Origin of the sequence: Allomesorhizobium camelthorni, from assembly GCF_011045125.1 — a bacterium.
GTDB classification, from domain to species: Bacteria; Pseudomonadota; Alphaproteobacteria; order Rhizobiales; family Rhizobiaceae; genus Allomesorhizobium; species Allomesorhizobium camelthorni.
In genome coordinates, this window is record NZ_JAAKZF010000029.1 from 40,880 (window position 1) to 63,785 (window position 22,906).

Annotated in this window: 20 protein-coding genes and 1 pseudogene; 15 read left to right on the top strand and 6 right to left on the bottom strand. The window is 63.7% G+C overall.

All coding sequences use genetic code 11. The features are described from left to right. The first annotated feature begins 28 nt into the window (after nucleotides 1–28). The 14 genes and pseudogenes from G6N73_RS19250 to G6N73_RS19315 all read left to right on the top strand — a co-directional run bounded on the left by G6N73_RS19250 (nucleotide 29) and on the right by G6N73_RS19315 (nucleotide 16,583). Nucleotides 29–2,329: a bifunctional salicylyl-CoA 5-hydroxylase/oxidoreductase gene (locus tag G6N73_RS19250; RefSeq protein ID WP_165030494.1), complete on the top strand. Its 2,301-nt coding sequence runs from the start codon at nucleotides 29–31 to the stop codon at nucleotides 2,327–2,329. Further along, nucleotides 2,326–3,087 (top strand): SDR family NAD(P)-dependent oxidoreductase, encoded by a 762-nt coding sequence (locus tag G6N73_RS19255; RefSeq protein WP_165030496.1) that lies wholly within the window; start codon nucleotides 2,326–2,328, stop codon nucleotides 3,085–3,087. The genes G6N73_RS19250 and G6N73_RS19255 overlap by 4 nt, the downstream gene beginning before the upstream one ends. After that, nucleotides 3,084–3,575 (top strand): MarR family winged helix-turn-helix transcriptional regulator, encoded by a 492-nt coding sequence (locus G6N73_RS19260; RefSeq protein ID WP_165030498.1) that lies wholly within the window; start codon nucleotides 3,084–3,086, stop codon nucleotides 3,573–3,575. The genes G6N73_RS19255 and G6N73_RS19260 overlap by 4 nt, the downstream gene beginning before the upstream one ends. Continuing rightward, nucleotides 3,568–4,380 (top strand): enoyl-CoA hydratase family protein, encoded by an 813-nt coding sequence (locus G6N73_RS19265; protein ID WP_165030500.1) that lies wholly within the window; start codon nucleotides 3,568–3,570, stop codon nucleotides 4,378–4,380. Before G6N73_RS19260 ends, G6N73_RS19265 begins: the two co-directional genes overlap by 8 nt. 221 nt (nucleotides 4,381–4,601) lie before the next feature. Continuing rightward, the gene (locus G6N73_RS19270; RefSeq protein WP_165030502.1) at nucleotides 4,602–5,759 is read left to right on the top strand and encodes an acyl-CoA dehydrogenase family protein; all 1,158 of its coding nucleotides are present in this window, start codon (nucleotides 4,602–4,604) and stop codon (nucleotides 5,757–5,759) included. 1 nt (nucleotide 5,760) lies between these two features. Further along, on the top strand, nucleotides 5,761–7,386 hold the full coding sequence (locus G6N73_RS19275) for an AMP-binding protein (protein ID WP_165030504.1): 1,626 nt from the start codon (nucleotides 5,761–5,763) through the stop codon (nucleotides 7,384–7,386). Then, nucleotides 7,383–8,582: a kynureninase gene (kynU, locus tag G6N73_RS19280; protein ID WP_165030506.1), complete on the top strand. Its 1,200-nt coding sequence runs from the start codon at nucleotides 7,383–7,385 to the stop codon at nucleotides 8,580–8,582. The genes G6N73_RS19275 and kynU overlap by 4 nt, the downstream gene beginning before the upstream one ends. Before the next feature lie 125 nt (nucleotides 8,583–8,707). Next, nucleotides 8,708–9,919, top strand: a complete 1,212-nt coding sequence (locus G6N73_RS19285) for an ABC transporter substrate-binding protein (RefSeq protein ID WP_165030508.1) — start codon at nucleotides 8,708–8,710, stop codon at nucleotides 9,917–9,919. A 126-nt stretch (nucleotides 9,920–10,045) separates the two neighbouring features. After that, entirely contained in the window at nucleotides 10,046–10,828 is a 783-nt protein-coding gene (locus G6N73_RS19290; protein WP_165030510.1) for an ATP-binding cassette domain-containing protein, read from the top strand. Further along, a complete protein-coding gene (locus tag G6N73_RS19295; protein ID WP_165030512.1) occupies nucleotides 10,825–11,538 on the top strand; it encodes an ABC transporter ATP-binding protein in 714 nt (237 codons plus the stop codon). Before G6N73_RS19290 ends, G6N73_RS19295 begins: the two co-directional genes overlap by 4 nt. Beyond that, nucleotides 11,538–12,560 carry a branched-chain amino acid ABC transporter permease gene (locus tag G6N73_RS19300; RefSeq protein WP_206078956.1) on the top strand — a complete coding sequence of 341 codons (1,023 nt, stop codon included), beginning with the start codon at nucleotides 11,538–11,540 and terminating at the stop codon, nucleotides 12,558–12,560. Before G6N73_RS19295 ends, G6N73_RS19300 begins: the two co-directional genes overlap by 1 nt. After that, nucleotides 12,557–13,828, top strand: a complete 1,272-nt coding sequence (locus tag G6N73_RS19305) for a branched-chain amino acid ABC transporter permease (RefSeq protein WP_165030513.1) — start codon at nucleotides 12,557–12,559, stop codon at nucleotides 13,826–13,828. The genes G6N73_RS19300 and G6N73_RS19305 overlap by 4 nt, the downstream gene beginning before the upstream one ends. 140 nt (nucleotides 13,829–13,968) lie before the next feature. Continuing rightward, the gene (locus G6N73_RS19310; protein WP_165030515.1) at nucleotides 13,969–15,522 is read left to right on the top strand and encodes a phospholipase D family protein; all 1,554 of its coding nucleotides are present in this window, start codon (nucleotides 13,969–13,971) and stop codon (nucleotides 15,520–15,522) included. A gap of 153 nt (nucleotides 15,523–15,675) precedes the next feature. Continuing rightward, nucleotides 15,676–16,583: pseudogene (locus tag G6N73_RS19315) on the top strand (endonuclease/exonuclease/phosphatase family protein). 7 nt (nucleotides 16,584–16,590) lie between these two features. On the opposite strand, the gene G6N73_RS19320 reads toward G6N73_RS19315, so the two are convergent. From G6N73_RS19320 to G6N73_RS19345, 6 genes are all read right to left on the bottom strand, one after another. Further along, nucleotides 16,591–17,085, bottom strand: a complete 495-nt coding sequence (locus tag G6N73_RS19320; RefSeq protein WP_165030518.1) for a GNAT family N-acetyltransferase — start codon at nucleotides 17,083–17,085, stop codon at nucleotides 16,591–16,593. A gap of 81 nt (nucleotides 17,086–17,166) precedes the next feature. Further along, nucleotides 17,167–18,216 carry an L-idonate 5-dehydrogenase gene (locus G6N73_RS19325; protein ID WP_165030520.1) on the bottom strand — a complete coding sequence of 350 codons (1,050 nt, stop codon included), beginning with the start codon at nucleotides 18,214–18,216 and terminating at the stop codon, nucleotides 17,167–17,169. After that, nucleotides 18,213–19,619, bottom strand: a complete 1,407-nt coding sequence (locus tag G6N73_RS19330; RefSeq protein WP_165030522.1) for a TRAP transporter large permease subunit — start codon at nucleotides 19,617–19,619, stop codon at nucleotides 18,213–18,215. The genes G6N73_RS19325 and G6N73_RS19330 overlap by 4 nt, the downstream gene beginning before the upstream one ends. A gap of 3 nt (nucleotides 19,620–19,622) precedes the next feature. Then, nucleotides 19,623–20,195 (bottom strand): TRAP transporter small permease, encoded by a 573-nt coding sequence (locus tag G6N73_RS19335; protein ID WP_165030524.1) that lies wholly within the window; start codon nucleotides 20,193–20,195, stop codon nucleotides 19,623–19,625. Between the two features lie 88 nt (nucleotides 20,196–20,283). Beyond that, nucleotides 20,284–21,258 carry a sialic acid TRAP transporter substrate-binding protein SiaP gene (locus tag G6N73_RS19340; protein ID WP_165030526.1) on the bottom strand — a complete coding sequence of 325 codons (975 nt, stop codon included), beginning with the start codon at nucleotides 21,256–21,258 and terminating at the stop codon, nucleotides 20,284–20,286. Between the two features lie 61 nt (nucleotides 21,259–21,319). Continuing rightward, the gene (locus G6N73_RS19345) at nucleotides 21,320–22,039 is read right to left on the bottom strand and encodes a FadR/GntR family transcriptional regulator (RefSeq protein ID WP_165030528.1); all 720 of its coding nucleotides are present in this window, start codon (nucleotides 22,037–22,039) and stop codon (nucleotides 21,320–21,322) included. A gap of 219 nt (nucleotides 22,040–22,258) precedes the next feature. On the opposite strand from G6N73_RS19345, the gene G6N73_RS19350 reads away from it, so the two are divergent. Next, a complete protein-coding gene (locus G6N73_RS19350; protein WP_165030530.1) occupies nucleotides 22,259–22,780 on the top strand; it encodes a CoA-binding protein in 522 nt (173 codons plus the stop codon). The last annotated feature ends 126 nt before the right edge of the window (nucleotides 22,781–22,906 follow it).

Sequence of the window (22,906 nt, forward strand, 5' to 3'; positions counted from 1 at the left end):
TCCCGCATCGGAAGGAGAATGACGGCTGATGAAGATCGCCTGCCTCGGTGGAGGGCCTGCCGGCCTCTATTTCGCCATCAGCATGAAGCTGCGCGATCCGGCGGCGGAAGTCGTCGTTGTCGAGCGCAACCGGTCCGACGACACGTTCGGCTGGGGCGTGGTGCTTTCCGACGAAACCCTCACCAACCTCGCCGCCAACGACGCGGTCAGCGCCGCCGCGATCCGCTCGCATTTCGCCTATTGGGATGACATCGCCGTCCATTTCAAGGGCACCAAGACCGTTTCCACCGGCCACGGCTTCTGCGGCATCGGCCGCAAGCAGCTCCTGCTTCTACTGCAGGCGAGGGCGCGCGAACTCGGCGTCGAGTTGCGCTTCGAAACCAATGTCGAAAAAATCTGCAAATATGCCGAGGAATACGATCTCGTCGTCGCTGCCGACGGGCTGAATTCGCGCGCGCGGGCGGAATTCGCCGACAGGTTCGAGCCCGAGATCGACGTGCGGAGCTGCAAATTCGTGTGGCTCGGCACGCACCAGAAATTCGACGACGCCTTCACCTTCATCTTTGAAGAGACCGAGCACGGCTGGGTCTGGGCGCACGCCTATCAGTTCGACAAGGACACGGCGACGTTTATCGTCGAGTGCAGCGCCGATACCTGGGCAAAATTCGGCTTCGGCGAAATGAGCCAGCAGGAAACCAACCGCATCTGCGAGCGCATTTTCGCGAAATATCTCGACGGCCACGAGTTGATGACCAACGCCAACCACATCCGTGGCTCGGCCTGGCTGAATTTCCCGCGCGTGCTCTGCAAGCGCTGGTCCTACCGGAACGTCGCGCTGCTCGGCGATGCCGCCGCGACCGCGCATTTTTCGATCGGCTCCGGCACCAAGCTGGCGCTGGAAAGCGCGATTGCGCTTGCCGAACTGGTCAACACCGAGCCGACGCTTGAAGCCGCCTTCGCCCGCTACGAGGAGGAGCGCCGCACCGAGGTGCTGCGCCTGCAATCGGCGGCGCGCAATTCGCTGGAATGGTTCGAGGATGTCGAGCGCTATTTCGACCTCGATCCGGTGCAGTTCAATTATTCCCTGCTTACACGCTCGCAGCGCATCAGCCACGAAAATTTGCGGCTGCGCGACAAGGCCTGGCTGGAGAGCGCGGAGCAATGGTTCCAGGAGCGTGCGGGCGCCCCGGCGGGCACCAGGCGGGCTCCGATGTTCGCGCCGCTCAGGCTGCGCGACATGCAACTCAGGAACCGCATCGTGGTTTCGCCGATGGCGCAGTACAAGGCCGTCGACGGAACGCCGACTGACTGGCACCTGGTGCATTACGGCGAACGCGCCAAGGGCGGTGCCGGCCTCCTCTATATCGAGATGACCTGCGTCAGCCCGGAAGGGCGGATAACGCCGGGCTGCACGGGCTTTTACAAGCCCGAGCATGAGCTGGCGTGGAAGCGCATCGTCGACTTCGTCCACACCGAAACCCAAGCCAAGATCTGCGCCCAGATCGGCCATTCCGGCCGCAAGGGGTCCACCAAACTCGGCTGGGAAGGCATGGACAAGCCGCTCGACCGAGGCAACTGGCCGGTCATGTCGGTGTCGGAGCTGCCATGGTCGACCAAGAACCAGACTCCCAAGGCAATGACCCGAGCCGACATGGACATGGTGCGCGACCAGTTCGTCGCCTCGGCCGAAATGGCTGACCGCGCCGGCTTCGACATGCTGGAGATACATGCCGCGCACGGCTATCTGCTGTCCTCCTTCATCACGCCGTTGACCAACAACCGCACCGACGAATATGGCGGCTCGCTGCGGAACCGCATGCGTTATCCCTTGGAGGTTTACCACGCCGTGCGCGAGGTCTGGCCGGCGGGCAAGCCGATCTCGGTGCGCATTTCCGCCAATGACTGGGTCGGCGACGAGGGTGTCACGCCGCACGAGGCGGTCGAGATCGCCAAGATGCTGCAGGACGCCGGCGTCGACATCTGCGACGTGTCGGCTGGCCAGACTTCGGAGCTTGCCCGTCCCGTCTACGGCCGCATGTTCCAGACGCCGTTCTCCGACCGCATCCGCAACGAAACCGGCATGGCGACCATGGCGGTCGGCAACATCTACGAGCCGGATCACGTCAACTCAATCCTGCTTGCCGGTCGGGCCGACCTCGTCTGCCTGGCGCGGCCGCATCTGACCGATCCGTACTGGACGCTGCGCGCCGCCGCCAAATTCGGCGATACGGGTGAGCCTTGGCCCGATCCCTATCTGCCCGGGCGCGACCAGTTGTTGCGTCTTGCCGAGCGCGCCGCCGAAATGGCCGCACAGGACCGCGTGGTATGAGCGACCTTTCCGGACAGCGCGCACTGGTGACCGGCGGCGGATCCGGGTTGGGCGCCGCTATCGCGCTTGCGCTTGCCGAGGCCGGCGCCTCGGTCGTCGTGTCGGGCCGGCGGATGGAGCCGCTCGAGGAAGTGGCGGCCAAGTCGGACCGCATCAGCGGCATCGTCGCCGACATGACCGACGAGGCGTCGGTGCGCCATTTGTTCGAGCGCATCGGCGCGGAGCATGGCGATCTAGACATCGTCGTCGCCAATGCCGGAACCGCCGAAAGCGCGCCGTTCCACCGCACGGGCATGGATTTGTGGAAGAAGATGCTAGACGTCAATCTGACCGGCGTGTTCGTGACCTTCCAGAACGCGCTGCCCGGACTGATGAAGCGCAAGCAGGGCCGCCTGATCGCCGTCGCGTCGACGGCGGGCCTGAAGGGCTACCCCTATGTCTCCGCCTACAGCGCCGCCAAGCATGGCGTCGTCGGGCTGACGAAATCGCTGGCGCTGGAACTCGCCGAAACCGGCATAACCGTGAACGCGGTCTGTCCCGGCTTCACCCATACTCCGATGCTCGAGCGCTCGATCGAAACCATCATGCAGAAGACCGGCAAGGGCCGGGACGAGGCGATCGCCGCATTAGCCGGCGCAAACCCGCAGAAGCGCTTTGTGCGGCCGGAGGAAGTCGCCGAGACCGTGCTGTTTCTCTGCGGGCCGAACGCAGCCGCAATCACCGGCCAGGCCATTTCGATTTCGGGGGGCGAGGTATGACGATCCAGCAGAAACCGACTTCTGCTCCATGCATGGCGAAGCAGCGGCTCAGGGTCTGGCTGCGCATGCTGAAAGCAACCAAGCTGGTCGAGGCGACTGTGCGCGAGAATCTGCGCGTCGAATTCGACACGACGCTGCCGCGCTTCGATGTTCTCGCCGCGCTCTATCGGTTTGAGGATGGGCTCAAGATGAGCGAGCTTTCGGCGGCGCTGCGGGTTTCCAACGGCAATGTCACCGGCATCGTCGAGCGGCTCGTCGCCGACGGGCTGGTGCTGCGGATCCCGGTCGCCGGCGACAAGCGTGCGACGCTTGTGCGGCTCTCCATAAAGGGCAGGGAAACCTTTGCCCGCATGGCCGAGGCGCATGCCGGCTGGGTCAACGGCATTCTGCAGGACTTGTCCGATGAGGATTGCGAACAGGCGATCGGAATATTGGAAACCGTCGGCAGATCGCCGAAGCTGACTGCAAAGGTTGACGCCAATGACTGACATGGCAGGGTACAAGGCGAAGCATTTTCGCTGGCGGGCGCAAGACGGCATCGCCGTCATCACGCTCGACCGGCCGGAGCGCAAGAACCCGCTGACCTTCGACAGCTATGCCGAGCTTCGTGACTGTTTTCGCGCGCTGGCCTATGCGGACGATATCAAGGCGGTGGTGTTCGGTTCGAACGGCGGCAATTTCTGCTCGGGCGGCGATGTCCATGACATAATCGGTCCGCTGTTGAAAAAGGACATGAAAGGCCTGCTGGCCTTCACCCGCATGACCGGCGACCTGATCAAGGCGATGATCAATTGCGGCAAGCCGATCATCGCGGCCGTCGACGGCGTCTGCGTTGGCGCCGGCGCGATAATCGCCATGGCTTCCGATTTGCGCATCGCCACGCCGGAGGCCAAGACGGCCTTCCTGTTCACCCGCGTCGGCCTTGCCGGTTGCGACATGGGCGCCTGCGCCATCCTTCCGCGCATCATCGGCCAGGGCCGCGCCGCCGAACTGCTCTATACCGGCAGGACCATGTCTGCCGACGAGGGCGAACGCTGGGGGTTCTTCAACCGCATCGTCGAGCAGGCGACGCTTGATAATGAGGCGCTGGCGCTGGCCAAGCGCCTCGCCGAAGGCCCGAATTTCGGGCATATGATGACCAAGACCATGCTCAATCAGGAATGGTCGATGTCCATCGAGCAGGCCATCGAGGCCGAAGCGCAGGCGCAGGCGATCTGTATGCAGACGCTGGATTTCAAGCGCGCCTATGATGCTTTCGCAGCGAAAGAAAAGCCCGTGTTCAGGGGTGACTAAGGTGCTCAATTTGGAGACGACCCCCCTCTGGCCTGCCGGCCATCTCCCCCTCAAGGGGGGAGATTGGATGCGGTGCCGCCGGTGCGCTACCTCTATCGGAAGGGTCGAAGATTGGCAGCTTCGGCGAAACAGCATGATCTCCCCCCTTGAGGGGGAGATGGCCGGCAGGCCAGAGGGGGGTCGCCCAAGGTTATGGCGCCACGCGATCAAGGAGTGCCCTCGTGCCTGACCGCAGCTTTCTCGCCTGGCCGTTCTTCGAGGATCGCCATCGTGCGCTGGCGGAAGCGCTGGAAGGCTGGGCGTCGGCCAATCTGGCGCATGTCGATCACGGCGATGTCGACCGAGCCTGCCGCGAGTTGGTGGCAAAACTGGGGGAGGGCGGGTGGCTCGGCCATTCCGCGGTCGATCCCGAGGAGGCCGACGCAAAGCTGGACGTGCGCAGTCTCTGCATCATCCGCGAGACGCTGGCGCGGCATGACGGGCTGGCCGATTTCGCCTTCGCCATGCAGGGGCTGGGCACCGGCGCGCTATCGCTGTTCGGCACGGCCGGGCAGAAGCGCGAATGGCTGGCGAGGACGCGGCGCGGCAAGGCTCTGTCGGCCTTCGCGCTGAGCGAGCCGAAATCCGGCTCCGACGTTGCCAATCTCGACCTGGCCGCCACCGTCGATGGCGACTCCTACGTCCTCAACGGCGAAAAGACCTGGATATCGAATGGCGGCATCGCTGATTTTTACACCGTGTTTGCTCGTACCGGCGAAGGGCCGGGCGCCAAAGGTATCTCCGCCTTCATCGTGCCTGCCGATGCGCGGGGCCTGTCGATCGCCGAGCGGCTTGAAGTGATCGCTCCGCATCCGCTGGCGCGGCTGTCCTTCGAAAACTGCCGGATTCCGCGCTCCGCCATGATCGGATCGCCGGGGCAGGGCTTTCGCATAGCCATGTCGGTGCTCGACGTGTTCCGGCCCACCGTGGCGGCGGCCGCCCTCGGCTTTGCGCGTCGCGCTCTCGACGAATCCGTCTCCCGCGCGACATCGCGCGAACTGTTCGGCGCTCCGATGTCTGAATTGCAGATGGTCCAGGGCCACATCGCCGACATGGCGCTGGACATCGACGCCGCCGCACTCCTGGTCTACCGCGCCGCATGGCTGAAGGATTCGGGCGCTGCCCGCATCAGCCGCGAGGCGGCGATGGCGAAGCTGTTTTCCACCGACCGTGCCCAGAGCGTCATCGACAAGGCGGTGCAGATCCATGGCGGCGACGGCGTGCGCAAGGGCAGCATCGTCGAGAGCCTCTATCGCGAAATCCGCGCACTTCGGATCTACGAGGGCGCGTCGGACGTTCAAAAGGTCATCATCGCCAGACAGGTCATTGCGGGGAACTGAAATGCTGGGACCATCGGCGCATATCGACACGTTCACGCGGGACAATCTGCCGCCGCAGAGCCAGTGGCCCGACTTCCTGCTCGACGGCTTCGACTATCCCGAGCGGCTGAACGCCGCCGTCGAACTGACCGACGCCATGGTCGCCAAGGGCTTTGGCGACAACACCGCGCTCATCGGCAATGGCCGCCGCCGGACCTACAAGGAACTGACCGACTGGTCGAACCGCATCGCCCATGCGCTGGTGGAGAATTACGGTGTAAAGCCCGGAAACCGCGTGCTGATCCGTTCCGCCAACAATCCGGCGATGGTCGCCTGCTGGCTCGGGGCCACCAAGGCGGGCGCAGTCGTGGTCAACACCATGCCGATGCTTCGGGCCGGGGAACTCGGCAAGATCGTCGACAAGGCCGAGGTCCAATTTGCGCTCTGCGACACGCGCATCAAGGACGAACTGATCGCCTGCGGCAAGGAGAGCCGCTTCCTGAAGACCATTATCGGCTTCGACGGCACGGCCAACCATGACGCCGAACTCGACCGCATCGCGCTGAACAAGCCGGTGAAATTCGATGCAGTTGAGACTGGCCGCGACGATGTCGCGCTGCTCGGCTTCACCTCCGGCACCACCGGCGAACCCAAGGCGACGATGCATTTCCATCGCGACCTTCTGATCATCGCTGACGCTTACGCCAAGGAAGTGCTCGCCGTCAGGCCAGACGATGTGTTCGTCGGTTCGCCGCCGCTCGCCTTCACCTTCGGGCTCGGCGGCCTGGCGATCTTCCCGCTGCGCTTCGGCGCTGCAGCGACGCTGCTCGAGCAGGCGACGCCGCCGAAGATGATCGAAATCATTGAGACCTACAGAGCGACGATCTCGTTCACCGCGCCGACCGCCTACCGCGTTATGCTGGCCGCCATGGACGAGGGCGCCGATCTGAGTTCTCTGCGCGTCGCCGTGTCTGCCGGCGAGACGCTTCCGGCGCCGATCTATGAAGAGTGGATGAAGAAGACCGGCAAGCCGATGCTTGACGGTATCGGCTCTACCGAAATGCTTCATATCTTCATCTCCAACCGGCTGGGCGACTCCGCGCCTGCATCCACCGGCAAGCCGGTCACCGGCTACGAGGCCAAAATCGTCGATGACGAGATGCAGGAAAAACCGCGCGGCGAGATTGGCCGGCTGGCCGTGCGCGGGCCGACCGGCTGCCGTTACCTCGCCGACAAACGCCAGACGAAATATGTCCGCGACGGCTGGAACCTCACGGGCGATTCCTTCTGGCAGGACGAGGACGGCTATTTCCACTTCGCCGCCCGCTCCGACGACATGATCATCTCGTCGGGCTACAACATCGCCGGTCCCGAAGTGGAGGCGGCGCTGCTCACCCATGCCTTCGTCAGCGAATGCGCTGTCATCGGGGTGGAGGACGAGGAGCGCGGACAGATCGTCCAGGCGCATATCGTGCTGGCCGCCGATATCGCGCCGGACGCCGCGACGGTGAAGGCGCTGCAGGATCACGTGAAGCAAGCGATCGCGCCCTACAAATATCCGCGCTCGATAAAATTCATCGAAGCCCTGCCGAAGACCCCGACCGGCAAGATCCAGCGCTTCGTGCTCAAGGCCAAGGCTTCGAAATGACCAACGATATTTTCGACCGGACGCGCGCGCTGTTCGAACTGCCGGAAGGGGTCGTCTATCTCGACGGCAATTCGCTCGGACCGCTGCCGAGAGCCGTGCGCGAACGGGTTCTGGCGGAGATCGACCAGGGCTGGGGCGAGCGGCTGATTCGCGGCTGGAACGAGCGCGGCTGGATTGATTTGCAACTTGACGCCGGCAACCGCATCGGGCGTCTGATCGGCGCGCCGGAAGGCAGCGTGGTCGCGGCGGATTCGACCTCGGTAAATCTGTTCAAGGTGCTGACGGCGGCGCTCGGCATGGCTGGCGACCGGAAAATCGTCCTGTCGGATTCGGGCAATTTCCCGACCGATCTCTATGTTGCCCAAGGCGCGGTGAAGGCGCTCGGGCGCGGGCACGAATTGAAGATCGTCGCTCCGGAGGAGGTCGAGGCGGCGATAACCGCGGATGTCGCCGTGCTGATGATCACGCAGGTCGACTACCGGACCGGCCGCCTGCACGACATGGCGGCGCTGACCGCGAAGGCGCATGAACGGGGCGTGATAACCATCTGGGATCTCTGCCATTCCGCCGGCGCGCTGCCGGTCGATTTGGCTAGCTGCAATGTCGATTTCGCCATTGGCTGCGGCTACAAATATCTGAACGGCGGCCCCGGCGCGCCGGCCTTTCTCTATGTCCGGCCGGACCATGCCGACCGGGTTTCGCCATCGCTTTGCGGCTGGATGGGCCACGAGGCGCCGTTCGCCTTCGATCTCGACTATCGCCCGGCGCGCGGCATCGACCGCATGCGGGTCGGAACGCCGGCGATCCTGTCGCTGGCGGCGTTGCACACCGCGCTGGAGGTTTGGGACGGCGTCGACATGAACGCATTGCGCAGGCGCTCGATCGTGCTTTCGGAGCGCTTCATCAGGGAGGTCGAGGCGCGCTGCCCGGAACTCGAACTGGCGTCGCCACGCGATCCGTCGGTTCGGGGGAGCCAGGTCTCGTTCCGCTTCCGCGAAGGCTACGCCGCCATGCAGGCGCTGATCGCCAACGGCGTCATCGGCGACTTCCGCGCGCCCGACATTATGCGCTTCGGCTTCACGCCGCTCTATATAAGCGAGACGGATGTGGTGAATGCGGCGCAGACGCTCGAGCGCGTGATGCGCGACAAGCTGTGGGACCGGCCGGAGTACCGCATGCGCAGCAAGGTGACGTGAGCTAGAGCCTGGACTTCACTCGATCGCTTGCTGGCCGAAAGGGGTTGATTTATCCGAGGGGCTGGGGCTGGCTATAAAATACCCTATTTCCATATGTCTCAACGGCAACACGGGAGGAAAACACGATGAAACGCATTACCAGGACAATATTCGCAACCGCCATGGTCGGAACGGCCGTGCTGGCCGCTTCGGCCGCCAATGCCGACGTCAAGATCGGCTTCCTCGGCGGCTTCACGGGCCCGATCGAAAGCCTCGTCCCGCCGATCTTCGAGGGCGCCAAGCTCGCCGTCTCGCACGTCAACGAGCAGGGCGGCATACTCGACGGCCAGAAGCTCAATATCGTCTCGGGCGACTCCACCTGCGCCGACGCGACCGCCGCCTCGAACGCCGCCGACCGCATGGTCAATTCCGAGAAGGTGACGGCGCTCGTCGGTCCACTCTGCTCGGGCGAGACCATCGCGGCGGCCAACAATGCGGCCATTCCGGGCGGCGTCGTCATCGTCTCGCCGGCCGCGACCTCGCCGGCCATTACGGCGCTGGACGACAAGGATCTGGTGTTCCGCACGACATCGTCCGACGCCTATAGCGGCGAGACGTTGGCCAAGATCCTGAAGGAAAAGGGCACCGACAACATCGCCATCACCTACGTCAACAACGACTACGGCAAGGGCTTTGCCGATGCGCTGGAAGAGTCGTTCAAGGAACTCGGCGGCGCTGTCGCCGCCAAGGAGGCGCATGAGGACGGCAAGGCCGACTACCGCGCCGAAATCGGCTCGCTGGCCTCGTCCGGCGCCGAGATGCTGGTGGTGCTGGCCTATGTCGACGGCTCCGGTCTGACCATCGTCCGGCAGGCGCTGGAAGGCGGCGACTTCTCGAAGTTCGCCGGCGGCGACGGCATGGTCGGCGACTCGCTCATCGCCAACATCGGCGAAGGCAAGCTCGACGGCATGATCGCCACCCGCATAGGCAATGTCACCGGCCTGGGCACCGAAGTCTACTCGCCCCTGGCCAAGGCCGCCGGTCTCGACCCGAACGCCAGTTTCGGCGCGCAGGCCTATGATGCGGGCTTCCTGATTGCCCTCGCCATCGAGAAGCTCGGCAAGGACTCTCGCGAGGGGCTTAACGCCGCCCTGCGCGAGGTCTCCTCCGAGCCGGGCGAAGTTGTCCTGCCGGGCGAATGGGAAAAGGCCAAGAAGCTGATTGCCGAAGGCAAGGACATCAATTACGAGGGCGCCGCCGGCAGCCATGAATTCGACGAGAACGGCGACGTGCCGGGCAACGTCATCGAAATGGTCGTCGAGGGCAAGGGCTTCAAGGAAGTGGCGGCGGCCAACTAAACCTTTCACGAATTGGCGGGAGGCCGGGCTTCGGCCTCCCGCCGCACGATGCGCAGGACGGCGCCGGCTTTGGGGGCCGGCGACAAGCCGCTGTCGCATCCAAGACAAAGAAGATTGGCGGGTGGGGTGGATACACTCATCGAGGTCAGAAACGTCACAAAACGGTTCGGAAGCGTCGTGGCGGTCGACAATTGTTCGCTCAAGGTCGAGCGCGGCACGATCACCGGCCTGATCGGCCCGAACGGGGCCGGCAAGACGACGATGTTCAACATGGTCGCCGGAACCTTCGCGCCGACCTCAGGCACCATCCTGCTCGACGGCGAGGACGTTACCGGGCTTGCCGCGCACGAGCTGTATGAGCACGGCCTGTCGCGAACCTTCCAGATCGCACAGGAATTCACACACCTGACCGCGCTCGAGAACCTGATGGTGGTGACCGCGGGTAAGGGCGAGGAATCCTTCTTCGACGCCTGTTTCCGGCGCGGCAAGATCCACGCCGACGAACTGGCCGCCCGGCGCAAGGCCGAGGAAATCCTGCAAATCCTCCGGCTCACTCATGTGAAGAACGAGCAGGCCGGCAATCTTTCCGGCGGCCAGAAGAAGCTTCTTGAACTCGGCCGCGTGATGATGGCGGAGCCCCGCGTGGTGCTGCTCGACGAAGTCGCCGCCGGCGTCAACCGCACGCTCCTGAACGATCTGGCGTCCGTCGTGGAGTCCCTCAACCGCGAGAAGGGCCTGACCTTCTTCGTTATCGAGCACGACATGGACCTCATCGCGCGGCTCTGCGATCCGGTCATCGTCATGGCCGCCGGCAAGGTGATGGTGCAGGGGCCGATGGCCGACATCCGCAGGAACCCTGAAGTCATCGAGGCCTATTTCGGCGGTGCGCCGGCGGAGCGCGCATCATGAGCATATTGAGCATGCGCGATATCCATGCCGGCTATGGTGGCGCAAACATCCTCAACGGCGTCAGCATCGACATCGAGGCGCACGAGATCGGCGTCATCATCGGGCCGAACGGTGCGGGTAAATCGACGACGCTGAAGGCGCTGTTCGGCCTGCTGACGGTGTCGGAAGGCAGCGTCACCTTCGACGGCGAGGACATCACCAACAACAACCCCGAAACGCTGGTGCGGCGCGGCCTTTCATTCGTGCCGCAGGAGTTCAACGTCTTCCCGACACTTTCGGTGCGCGAAAACCTGGAAATGGGCGCCTATGTCCGCCGCGACGATTTCCGGCCGCTGATCGAGAAGATCTTCGAATATTTCCCGCCGCTGCGCGACAAGCACCGCCAGCCTGCGGGCGAACTGTCTGGCGGCCAGCGCCAAATGGTGGCGATCGGCCGCGCGCTGATGATGGAGCCTAAGCTGCTGCTGCTAGACGAACCGACGGCTGGCCTGTCGCCGCGCTACATGGGCGAGATTTTGGAGCGCGTCATCGCCATCAATGAAGGCGGCGTCGGCATATTGATGGTTGAGCAGAATGCGCGCCAGGCGCTGGCCATCGCACACAAGGGTTTTGTCCTGGCCGGCGGAAGAAATTCCTTTACCGGCACTGGGCAGGCCCTGCTCGACAATCCGGAAGTGGCTGAAAGCTTCCTCGGCGGGGGAGCACATTGATGGAAGATGTCGGCCTGCTGGCGGCGATGCCAATCAACGAGATCGTGTTCTTCATCAACAAGGTGGTCATCGCCGGACTGATCATCGGCTCGGTCTACGCGCTTGCCGCGGTCGGCATGACGCTGGTTTCGGGCATATTGCGCTTCGCCAATTTCGCCCATGGCGACATCATGACGCTCGGCGCTTTCGTGGCCTTCGTGCTGACCATGCTCATGCCCGGCCTCGGCGCGCTGGTCGGCCTGCCCACAGCCTTCGTTGTCATGCCGCTGGCAATGGTCGTCACCGCCGCTGTGACCATCTTCCTCGACAAAAGGTTCTACGCGCCGCTGAGGACCGTCGGCTACAAGCCGATCACGCTGGTCATCGCCTCTTTCGGCGTCATGCTGATGCTGCAGGGCGTGATCCGGCTTTTCTTCGGTACGGCGCCGCGCCAGATGTATGTCACTGCCAAGGACATCTACCGCATTCCGTTCGGCGGCCGCCACATCATCGTGACCGAACCGCAGCTGCTTTTGATCGTCTTCACGATCGTCAGCGTCGTCGCGCTGCACCTTTTCCTGACGCGCTCGCGCACCGGCAAGGCGATGCGGGCAATGTCCGACAATGCCGACCTGGCGCGCATTTCCGGCATCAGCACCGGCCATGTCGTGCGCACGACATGGATCATCGCAGGCAGCCTCGCGGCAGCGGCCGGGACGCTGCTTGCCATGGATGTGAGCCTCAAGCCCGATCTGAGTTTCAACCTGTTGCTGCCGATCGTCGCCGCCATGATCGTCGGCGGCGTGGGGCAACCCTATGGCGCGATCAGTGGCGGCCTGCTGGTCGGCTTCACCGAAACGCTTTCCGTCTTCAACTGGGCGATCCTGCTGCGCCCGCTGAAGCCGCATCTGCCAGAATGGCTGGAAATCCCGGCGAACCTCGCTTTCGTGCCGACGGAATACAAGCTGGTGGTGCCGTTCTTCATCCTCGTCGCCGTGCTGATCTGGCGTCCTCACGGCATCTTCAAGGGGAGGGTGCTATGATGCGGGCCATCGATCTGCGCACGGTCACGCTTCTCGGCGGGCTTGCCGTCATCGTGGCGCTGATATTCGCCTGGCTGGGCAACGCCTATGGCGTGCGTATGCTGGTCGAGGCAAGCTGCCTCGCCATTGTCGCTCTTGGGCTCAACGTCCAGTGGGGCTATGCCGGCCTCTTCAACGCGGGCGTCATGGGTTTTATCGCCATCGCAGCCTTCACCGGCATGCTGGTCTCGTTTCCGGTCAATCCCGTTTTCTGGGAGTCCGAAGCGCCGGTGATGCTTCTGCGCACCGGTACCTATCTCATCATCGGCGTCGCGGTCACCTATCTCGTCAGCCGGGCGGACCGTATCGGCGTGCCGAAGAAGCTTCGCACCGCCCTCACGGTCGTCGTCGCCGCAGTAACCTATCTAACGGTGCAGAACGCACTCGCCCCGGCGGCCGAGATCATCGAGAAAGGCTCCAGCTTCGTCGGCGGCTTCGGCCTGCCGGTCGGGCTCGGCTGGGTGCTCGGCGGTCTTGTCGCCGGGCTTCTAGCCTGGTTCATCGGCCGCATCACTCTCGGCCTGCGGTCAGATTATCTCGCCATCGCCACGCTTGGTATCGCAGAGATCGTCAAATCCTTCCTGAAGAACGCCGACTGGCTGACCAGGGGCACGCTGACCGTGTCGCCGCTGCCCTGGCCGGTGCCGACGCCCAACGAGATTGGCTTCGTGGCGGCCCGCTCCGCCTATCTCGCGCTGACCGCCGTGCTGATCGTCGCGATCTACATATTGCTGCAGCGCGGCTGGGCTTCGCCATGGGGCCGCATGATGCGCGCCATCCGCGACAATGAAACCGCCGCCGAGGCGGTCGGCAAGGATGTGAACCGCCGCCGCCTGGAGATGTTTGTGCTCGGCAACATCATCGTCGGCGTCGGTGGCGCAGCGCTTGTCACCTTCGGCGGCATCTTCGATCCGAGCGGCTTCAACCCTATCAACCACACCTTCCTAGTGCTTATCATGGTGGTGCTCGGCGGGTCGGGAAACAATCTCGGGACGATTTTCGGCGCGCTGCTGGTCTATGTCATCTGGACCATGTCGGAACCCGCCGCATTGATCCTGTTCCGGTACGGCGCAAGCTGGTTCCAGCAGATATTCGACATTGCGCCGCCCTCGGACCTGCCGACCCGCGCGTTGCAAATGCGCGTTTTTGTCATCGGACTGACCATCATTCTCGTGCTGCGCTTCGCGCCCAGGGGCCTGCTGCCCGAGAAGGTGATGAAATACGAATAGCCCGAACCGCGCCCTCGGCGACCTCGATTACGGCGGGCGTTGCCATCATTGTCCGCCGCTCGGCGGCCAATGGAACATTCGCCATGCTTCCGCCTTGTATTGGTGGCCGCATCGGTCCCTGAAATGGTCAAGACGATAGAATGGGCACCCTGTCGATAGCGCTGGCCGTCCTGGCGGGACTGGCGCTGTTTCTTTATCTTGCGGTCTATTCCTATGGCCGGTTCGCCCGCCACGAACAGGGCGCGCCATCGGTCAGCCTCGACGTTTCCGAAGGCGGGACGGTGCTCGACGCGGCAATTGCGCCGCTGCTCCAAAAGCATCCGGGCGAAACCGGCCTGCAACTGCTCAGTGGAAATCTGCACGCCTTCGCCGTTCGCGCCGCGGCGGCGCGCAATGCCGGCCGAAGCCTCGACCTGCAATATTATTACTGGAAGGACGATCTGACCGGCAGGCTGCTGGCCAACGAGGTCCTGATGGCCGCCGATCGCGGCGTGCGCGTGCGCCTGCTGCTCGACGACGTCAACGTCAATGGCCGCGACGCCAATTACTGCGCGTTCGACGCGCACCCGAATGTCGAGGTGCGGCTGTTCAACCCCTGCCGCAGTCGGGACGGCCCGTTTCGCCGCGGCCTGGAAATGCTGCTGCGCTACTACAGCGTGGTCAGGCGCATGCACAACAAGGCGTGGATCGTCGACGGACGGCTCGCCATCGTCGGCGGGCGTAACATTGGCGATGCCTATTTCGATGCCGCCGAAGCCTCGAATTTCCGCGACATGGATGTCCTGATGGTTGGCCCTGCGGTTCAGCAGACCGAAGCGATATTCGACGCCTACTGGAACAGCAGCGTCGTCATTCCCATCAGGATTCTTGCGGGCTCGCGCAGGGGCAATCTGCCGAAACTGCGCAAGGCGCTGCAGTCGTCGCCTTCACACGCCGCCGCAATTCCCTATCTGGGCCGCGTGCTGGAGGAAGAAGACGTCCAGGACATGCTGGCGGGCATCCAGAAGCTGCACTGGACCACCAGCGCCCGCGTCGTCTCCGACCCGCCGGAGAAAGCCTATGACGGAAAACGGGAGAACTGGCTGATCAACGCCGTCATGCCGGCGGTCGCTTCCGCCCGGAGCCGGCTTGAGATCGTGTCGCCCTATTTCATCCCCGGCGAGGACGGCGCAAAAATCCTGCTGCATCTCGCCGCCAAGGGCGTGAGCGTCTCAATTCTCACCAATTCGCTGGCCGCGACCGACGTGTCGGCGGTCCACGGGGCGTATGCGCGATATCGCAAACGGCTGATAGAAGGCGACATCCGGCTGTTCGAGCTTCGTCCGCGCGAGGCGCGGCAGGACATCTCCTTGTTCGGATCGAGCGGCGCCAGCCTCCATACCAAGGCTTTTCTGGTCGACGGCCGGACAGGCTTCGTCGGCTCGTTCAATTTCGACCCGCGCTCGGCCTCCCTCAACACCGAAATGGGCATCATGTTCGACCATGCCGAACTGGCGAGAGGGGTGCAGGCGGTGTTTGCGCAGGAGATGTCGCCACGCCGAAGTTACCGCGTCGTGCTTGGAAACGGCGCCATAGGATGGGAAGATGGGCCGGTCGGCGCGGCGAAGCTTTTGGGGGCCGAACCCGAGGCCAGCCTGCGCCGCCGGATGATTGCGATGCTGGTGGGCCTGCTGCCCATCGAGGAGCAACTTTAGGGCGCTGATCCAGGCCGAGAGATCGCGCAGCAAGAGGTTTCAGACTTTCGGATAAGATCATGCGGCAAAACAGCAAATCGGGGCCTATTGCGATTCCATCGGAATGGATCAGGCTCTAGAATCAAAAATCCCCTTCGGCTTGAAAGACACTGAATGCCTCTTCGACGCTTTCGCTTCTTCGATCCGGTCCAGCTCGATCTCCTCAAGCGCGCGCCGCGCCGCTTGGGATCGATAAAGGCCCAGATCAAGAACCGCATCCGTCATCAGCAGCTTGCCGCGCGCGCCGCCGATCCGTACCGGCTGGGTGACGTTGCCGATCATCACGTCACCGTCGCTTCCTACAACATCCACAAATGCCTAGGCGTCGACCGCCGCTTCGATCCCGAGCGGGTGGCGGCGGTCATCGCGGAGATCGGTGCGGACGTGGTGGCGCTGCAGGAAGCCGACCAGCGCTTTGGCGAGCGCCGGGGCCTGCTCGACCTTCGCGCGCTGGAGGCGGCGTCAGGGCTGACGCTGGTGCGGACTTCACTAGCCCCCAACGGCCATGGATGGCGCGGCAATGCGCTGCTCATCCGGACCGGAGTGGTGCGGCGCGTCAGGCGGCTGGCGCTGCCCGGCGCCGAGCCTCGCGGCGCTCTGGTGGTGGATCTGGAACTGCCTTCGGGGCCGTTGCGAGTGGTGGCCGCCCATCTCGGACTTTTGCGGCGCGTGCGCCGCTGGCAGGTGCGCGCTATCGTCGACGCCGTCGACGACGGAACCCGCATCCCGACGCTGCTGCTCGGCGACCTGAACGAATGGCGGCCGGGCCGCGCTCATCGCTGCACGATCTCAGGCCGCTGTTCGGTCCGCTGCCCGCCGCGCCGATGAGTTTTCCGTCTTATTACCCGATGGTGGCGCTCGACCGTGTCATAGGCTCGCCCGGACTGGTCACCGCGCTCGAAGCGCACCACACGCCGCTGTCGGAGGTGGCGTCGGATCATCTGCCGCTCAAGGCGACCATCGACATTCCGGCGGCACTCAACGCGCTGGGCGTCAGGCAGTCCGAGCTCCAACCTTCCTGATCAGGCTCTACCCAAAAGCCAGCGGCCGCGTGAAATAGCGCACCGTCTTCTTGCCGCCGTGGATTTGCGCCTGCCCGGCGACCGAAAAGCCGAGGGCGGCGTGGAAGGCGTCAGAGGCCGGGTTCGGCGGATCTTCATTGACCTCGCAGGCGATCAGATCATGGCCGGCACGCGCGGCATGGTCGAAGAGATCGGCATAGAGCCGGCGGGCATGGCCGCGCCCGCGCGCATGGCCGGCGACCACCACGCGATCGACATAGACGAAACGCGGGTAGCGGGCGCGAAACCACTCGAAATTCGGGCTGTCGTAGCGGGCATCCTGGTCGAAGGCGAGCAGGAAGGCGTCGACTTCACCGATCCGCCGCGCGTAAAACGCCTCGCCGAGCAGCCGCGACAGTTCGTCGGGCTCCAGCCACGACAATTCCGCCGCATGTGCGTTGTTGAGCGCCAGAACCGCGGCATGGGAAGCCCCGGAAATCTCCGACAGATCGTCGTTCGGCACCTTGCTTTCCCTCCGCCTCGATCGCAGCCGCGGTTCCTACCGGCTCGGGTGGCGCTTGCCAAGCAGGTCCGTGGAAGCCGCTCAGCCGGCGGTGAGCACGACCTTGACGCTTTGCGAGCGGTCGGCGGCGAGCCCGAAGGCGTCGGGAGCAGAGGAGAGGGTGCGCTCGGCGGTCACCAGCTTGAGCACGTCGACCTTGCCGCTGACGATCAGGTCGACCGCCCGGCTGAACTCCGCGCCGAACCGGAACGTGCCCTTGAGGTCGATTTCCTTGGCCATCACCGCGTTGGCCGGCACGGGGATCTGGCCGCCCGGAAGATTGCCGACCTGCACGACCGTGCCTCCGCGCCGCACGCTGGCTATCGCGGCTGCCAGGCCGGCCGCCGTGCCCGAAATCTCGAACGCGACGTCGAACGGCCTCTCGGCCGCGAGCGCCTTCAGCTCTGCGTCGCCGCCCGAGAGGTCGATGGTGCGGTCCGCGCCGAGCTTGCTGGCGAAAGCCAGCGGTGCTTCGGCTATGTCGACGACGGTGATTTCGCCGCAGCCTTCGAGCTTGGCGGCGAGCATGGTCAGAAGCCCGATAGGCCCGGCGCCGAACAGAATGACGCTCTGGTTCCTGATCTCGCCGGCCCGTGCTGCCGCGTGCAGGCTTACCGCAAGCGGTTCGGCGAGTGCGGCCGCCTGGTAGGCCACATGCGACGGAACTTTCACGCATTGCGCCGGCACCGCGTCGAAGACGCTGGCGAAGCCGCCCTGCATGTGAGGCGTCTTGGAAGCCGAGCCCATGAAGTAGATGTTTTCGCAGAGATTGGCGCGGCCCTCCACGCAGCGGTCGCAATGTCCGCACCAGCGCGACGGATTGACCGCGACATGGTCGCCGACGCTCAGGCCCGGCGCTGCGCCGTTGATCTCGACGATCTCGCCAGCGATCTCGTGGCCGAGGATCAGCGGCGAGGTGACGACAAAATCGCCGGTGCGCGCATGGCGGAAATAGTGCAGGTCGGAGCCGCAGATGCCGCCTGCCCCGAAGCGCACCCGCACCATTCCCGACGCGAGGGGGCCGAGCGGGTGTTCTATCATCCGCAGGTCCTGAGGGCCGAACAGGGTCGCGGCGATTGCATGGTCAGTCATCGGATCAGTCCCAGTTGCGTCGGCAGCCACAGTGAAAGGGCTGGAACGAAGGTTATGACGAGCAGCGCGATCAGCAGCGGCGCGAGCCAGGGCAGGATCGCCATGGTGGTTCGCTCGATCGACAGGCCTGAAATCCGCGACAGCACGAACATGACCACGCCAACGGGCGGCGTCAAAAGCCCGATCATCAGGTTGAGCGTCAGCACGAGCCCGAAATGCACCGGATCGATGTCGAACTTGGCGATGATCGGCATCAGGATCGGCACTATGATGGTGATCGCCGCGATCGTGTCGAGGAAGCAGCCGATGCCGAGCAGCAGCAGATTGACCAGGATCAGGAAGACCCATTTGTTGTCGGTCAGCGAGAACACGAAATCGGAGAAATACTGCGCGGCCTGGCTGACGGTGAGCAGCCAGGCGAAGATCGAGGCGGCGGTGACGATGAAGAGCACCGAGGCCGTCGTTTCGATGGTGTCGAAGCTCGCCTTGGCGAGCGAGCGCAGTGTCATCGAGCGATAGCGCACGAGGCCGAGGAACAGCGACCAGATGACGGCCGCGACCGCGGCTTCGGTCGGCGTGAACCAGCCCATAGTCATGCCGCCGATCAGGATCACCGGCGTCATCAGCGCCATCACGGCTGCGAAGTCGAAATACCAGTCCAGCACGATCAGCACGACCAGCGCTATGCCGACGGCGAGATTGAGCGAGACCCCGGTGAGCGAAAGCAGGTAGACGAGCACCGGAAACGCGGCGACCACCAGAACCTCGGCCGATGCGGCGAACAGCCGGCGCAGGCTGAACGGCGTGTCGGAGCCCCAGCCGCGGCGATAGGCAAAGATCGCGACCGTGATCATCATAAGCACCATCATCACGAGACCGGGCAGGATGCCGGCCATGAACAGCGCGCCGATCGAGACGTTGGCCATCATGCCGTAGATGACGAAGGGCAGCGATGGCGGAAAGATCGGCCCCAGCGTCGAGGACGCCGCGGTGACGCCGACCGCCGCCTCCACCGGATAGCCGTGGTCTTTCATCGCCTTGATCTCGATTGTGCCGATGCCGGCGGCGTCGGCCAAGGCCGCACCCGACATGCCGGCGAACACCACCGAACCCAGAATATTGACCTGCGCCAGGCCACCCTTCATCCAGCCGACGACAGCCAGCGCGAACGTGTAGATGCGGCCGGTGACGCCGGCCGTATTCATCAGATTGCCGGCAAGGATGAAGAAGGGCACCGCCAGCAGCGGAAAGCTTTCGACGCCGGCGATCATGCGCTGCGCCGTGATGATATCTGGCGCGACATTATAGAAGACAAGATAGAGCAGCGACGCCACCGCCATGGAGACGGCGACGGGCGTGCCGACGATCATCAGGAGGAGGAAGGATCCGATCAGGAGCAGCACGGTTCAGCCCCCATATCCGTCGAATTCGGCGGGACGTTCGAGCACGGAATAGCCGCGCCTGAGGTCGGCGACGAAGACCTGGATCTGGCGCAGCATCATCAGCACGAAACCGGCGAAGACGGCGTAGAAGACGATGTTGCGCGGCAGGTTGATCGTGACCATCCGCTCGCGATAAACGATCCCGACATAGCGCCACAGCAGCCACGACATGTAGGCGAAGAAGCCGATAGCGATCAGGCTGACGGCCAACGCCAGCACGCGCCCAATCTGTGCCGGGAGATATTTGTAGAGAATGTCGACATGGATGTGGCGCGTCATGCGCGTGCACATGACCGAGCCCAGGAAAACCACGACGACCAGACAGTTGATGGCGATCTCCTCGGTCCAGGCGAGGCTGTTGTTCATCGCGTAGCGGGTGAAGAACTGCAGGAAGACGCTGAGCGACATGGCCCAGAACACGGCGAGCGTCACCCAGTCCTCGAGCGCGTAGCGCGAGAGGTCGGCGGGCGCGATTTCCTCCTCAAAGGCATGCGCCAGCTCTTCGGCGGTTACCTGGGTGTGGACTTCATCGGTCATGGTCGCTGCTCCGGAAAAGGGGCGATCGGACGGCGCATTGAAACAGGCCCGGCGCGCGCAGGTCGCGCCGGGCCTTTTTGTGGTGAGCTTACTGGACGGCGCGGATCGCTTCCCAATCTTCCTTTCGGTAGCCGAACTCCTCGAAAGTGACCTTTTCGATCACGTTCTTTTCGAAGTCGGCGCGGTCGACTTCGGTGACCGTGAGGCCGCGTTCCTTGAACGTATCGACCAAGGCCTTCTCACGCTCGACTATGATCTTCGTGGCGCGCGCGGCTGCTTCCTGCATCACCTCGGTGAAGATCGCCTTGTCTTCGTCCGACAGTTGTGACCAGCGCGACTGCGATACGATGGTGTTGAGGTGGTCGACGATATGTCCGGTCAGGATGATGTGCTTCTGCACCTCGTAGAACTTCTTGGCGTCGATCGTCGTCAGCGGGTTTTCCTGCGCTTCCACGGTGCCCTGCTGCAAAGCGAGATAGACCTCGGCGAATGCGATCGGCGCGGTGTTGGCGCCGCAGGCGCGCGGCATTGCGAGGTAGGCCGGCACGTCAGGCACGCGGATTTTCAAGCCTTGCATGTCGGCGCATTTCTCGATCGGCCGGTTGGAGGTCGTGTGGCGCGTGCCGTAGTAGGTGGTCGCCGTGATGTGATGGCCGGATGCTTCTTCGTAGCCGCCGGTCAGTTCCTTGTATTTATCGGTCTTGGTGTAGGCGAGCAGATGGTCGGCGTCGCGGAAGATGAAGGGGAAATAGGTCACGCCGATCGGCGGGAACTCGCGCGCGGCGAAGCTCGATCCGGAGATAATGACGTCGACCGTGCCGAGGGTCAGCCCCTGGTTGATGTCGGATTCCTTGCCGAGCTGCGAAGCCGGAAAGACGTCGATTTTGTAGCGGCCGTCGGTGCGTTTTGCGATTTCTTCCGCCGCCCACACCGATTCCGTATGGAAGGGTTCGGAAGTTTCGTAGACATGGGCCCATTTCAGAGCCGTCTGCGCCGAGGCCGAAGCGATGGGCACGGCGAGTGCGGCGATCGTGCCGAAAAGAACTGCGTATTTCCTCAACATCGTATTCCTCCCTGTGATGGATTGATTGCTCCGGCCAGATGTCCTCCCGGCCGGCCGACTTCTACTCCGTGACCTCCCTGGCCACGGATCTCTCACCGAAATTGCGTGAGAATCTCAATTGCGACAGCCGCAAATGCTCCTGCATGGCGGCCTTTGCCCGTTCGGGGTCGCGTGCAGCGATCGCGTCGCGCACCGCGCGATGCTCCTCCGCGGCAGCCTGCCAGGACTCCCTGTTTTCGAAATAGCTCGACAGGAGTTCGAAGTAAGGGTTCATGCGCTGGTCGAACAATTCGCCGATGAAGCGCGCTAGGACGGCATTTCCGAGAATGCCGGCCACGGTCGTATGGAATTCGCGGTCGAGGGCAATTGTCACTTTGGTCGGATGACTCGTATCTTCCATCCGGCGCAACACATCGTCCAGCAGTTCGAGATCGGCCGGCTGGACGTGGAGAGCGGCTTCGGCCGCGATTGCCCCTTCGATGAATTCGCGCGCACGCAACAGCTCGAACGGTCCTTCGTCCGTTTCTGCTACCAATGCGGCGGCGCGTGGAGGTTCGGTGACGTAAATGCCGGAGCCGACGCGAATGCGTATTCGCCCCTCGACCTCCAGCGCGATCAGCGCCTCACGGACGGTCGGGCGAGAGATGCCAAGCTGGTCGGCGAGTTCGCGCTCCGTCGGCAGGCGGTCGCCGACGGCGAACTCTCCCGACTCGATCAGCTGCCTGAGCTGATCGGCGATCTGCCGGTAAAGCCGACGTGGTTCAACCGCCTGGATCGGCATTGCCGAAGTTCCTCCCATGCGTCATCGAGCAGTGGTAAATTGGTCTGACCGATTTACGCAACGTGCTTCGGAAAATTCGAGAAGTCAAGGAGCAGATGATGAAGTGAGCCGGTATTCCCTCGGAGGAGGGACCGCCGGCGCCGCTTTGGCGTGGCGATTGCAGGAAAATATCGATACGAGGGGTGGTGCAAATGCCGGGCAAAGGGTCAGATTGAGCGCATGAACCACGATTCCTACGACAATTCCTACATTTCCGGCATCCTGAACTCGGTGAAGACGATCGCGATCGTCGGCGCTTCGGCCAACGACGTGCGGCCGAGCTTTTTCGTCTTGAAATACCTTCTCGCCAAGGGATTCTCTGTGTTCCCCGTCAATCCGGGTCAGGCCGGGAAGGAGATCCTCGGCCGCATGACTTACGCAAAACTTGCCGATATCCCGGAACCGATCGACATGGTAGACATCTTCCGGCCGTCCAGCGCGGTGCCGGCCATCGTCGATGAAGCCCTGTTGCTCGATCCGCTGCCGAAGGTGATCTGGATGCAACTGACCATCCGCCATGACGAGGCGGCGGCCAAGGCCGAAGCCGCGGGCATCAAGGTGGTGATGAACCGCTGCCCGAAGATCGAATATGCGCGGCTTGCCGGCGAGATCGGTTGGAACGGCGTCAATTCCGGCGTGCTGTCGTCGAAGAAGCCGATCATGCGTTCGGGATTCCAGAGTTTCGGCGTCCGCCAGAAATAGCGTTTCCGCAAATCCATTCCGCCGATCGCGGATTTCCGCGTCCTGGCGATGCGCCCGGCGTCCGGCCGTGGGCATTTTGTTCTTTGCATTTCGGGTTCGGCTTCGCCAAGAATAGGCAACGGATTT

Bases quoted from the DNA above. Each gene is read 5' to 3' on its own strand.
- G6N73_RS19275 (WP_165030504.1), top strand. From the start codon at position 5,761: ATGCTGGGACCATCGGCGCATATCGACACGTTCACGCGGGACAATCTG.
- G6N73_RS19260 (WP_165030498.1), top strand. From the start codon at position 3,084: ATGACGATCCAGCAGAAACCGACTTCTGCTCCATGCATGGCGAAGCAG.
- G6N73_RS19335 (WP_165030524.1), bottom strand. From the start codon at position 20,195: ATGACCGATGAAGTCCACACCCAGGTAACCGCCGAAGAGCTGGCGCAT.
- G6N73_RS19265 (WP_165030500.1), top strand. From the start codon at position 3,568: ATGACTGACATGGCAGGGTACAAGGCGAAGCATTTTCGCTGGCGGGCG.
- G6N73_RS19310 (WP_165030515.1), top strand. From the start codon at position 13,969: ATGGGCACCCTGTCGATAGCGCTGGCCGTCCTGGCGGGACTGGCGCTG.
- G6N73_RS19340 (WP_165030526.1), bottom strand. From the start codon at position 21,258: ATGTTGAGGAAATACGCAGTTCTTTTCGGCACGATCGCCGCACTCGCC.
- G6N73_RS19350 (WP_165030530.1), top strand. From the start codon at position 22,259: ATGAACCACGATTCCTACGACAATTCCTACATTTCCGGCATCCTGAAC.
- G6N73_RS19305 (WP_165030513.1), top strand. From the start codon at position 12,557: ATGATGCGGGCCATCGATCTGCGCACGGTCACGCTTCTCGGCGGGCTT.
- G6N73_RS19300 (WP_206078956.1), top strand. From the start codon at position 11,538: ATGGAAGATGTCGGCCTGCTGGCGGCGATGCCAATCAACGAGATCGTG.
- G6N73_RS19325 (WP_165030520.1), bottom strand. From the start codon at position 18,216: ATGACTGACCATGCAATCGCCGCGACCCTGTTCGGCCCTCAGGACCTG.
- kynU (WP_165030506.1), top strand. From the start codon at position 7,383: ATGACCAACGATATTTTCGACCGGACGCGCGCGCTGTTCGAACTGCCG.
- G6N73_RS19295 (WP_165030512.1), top strand. From the start codon at position 10,825: ATGAGCATATTGAGCATGCGCGATATCCATGCCGGCTATGGTGGCGCA.
- G6N73_RS19285 (WP_165030508.1), top strand. From the start codon at position 8,708: ATGAAACGCATTACCAGGACAATATTCGCAACCGCCATGGTCGGAACG.
- G6N73_RS19250 (WP_165030494.1), top strand. From the start codon at position 29: ATGAAGATCGCCTGCCTCGGTGGAGGGCCTGCCGGCCTCTATTTCGCC.
- G6N73_RS19345 (WP_165030528.1), bottom strand. From the start codon at position 22,039: ATGCCGATCCAGGCGGTTGAACCACGTCGGCTTTACCGGCAGATCGCC.
- G6N73_RS19255 (WP_165030496.1), top strand. From the start codon at position 2,326: ATGAGCGACCTTTCCGGACAGCGCGCACTGGTGACCGGCGGCGGATCC.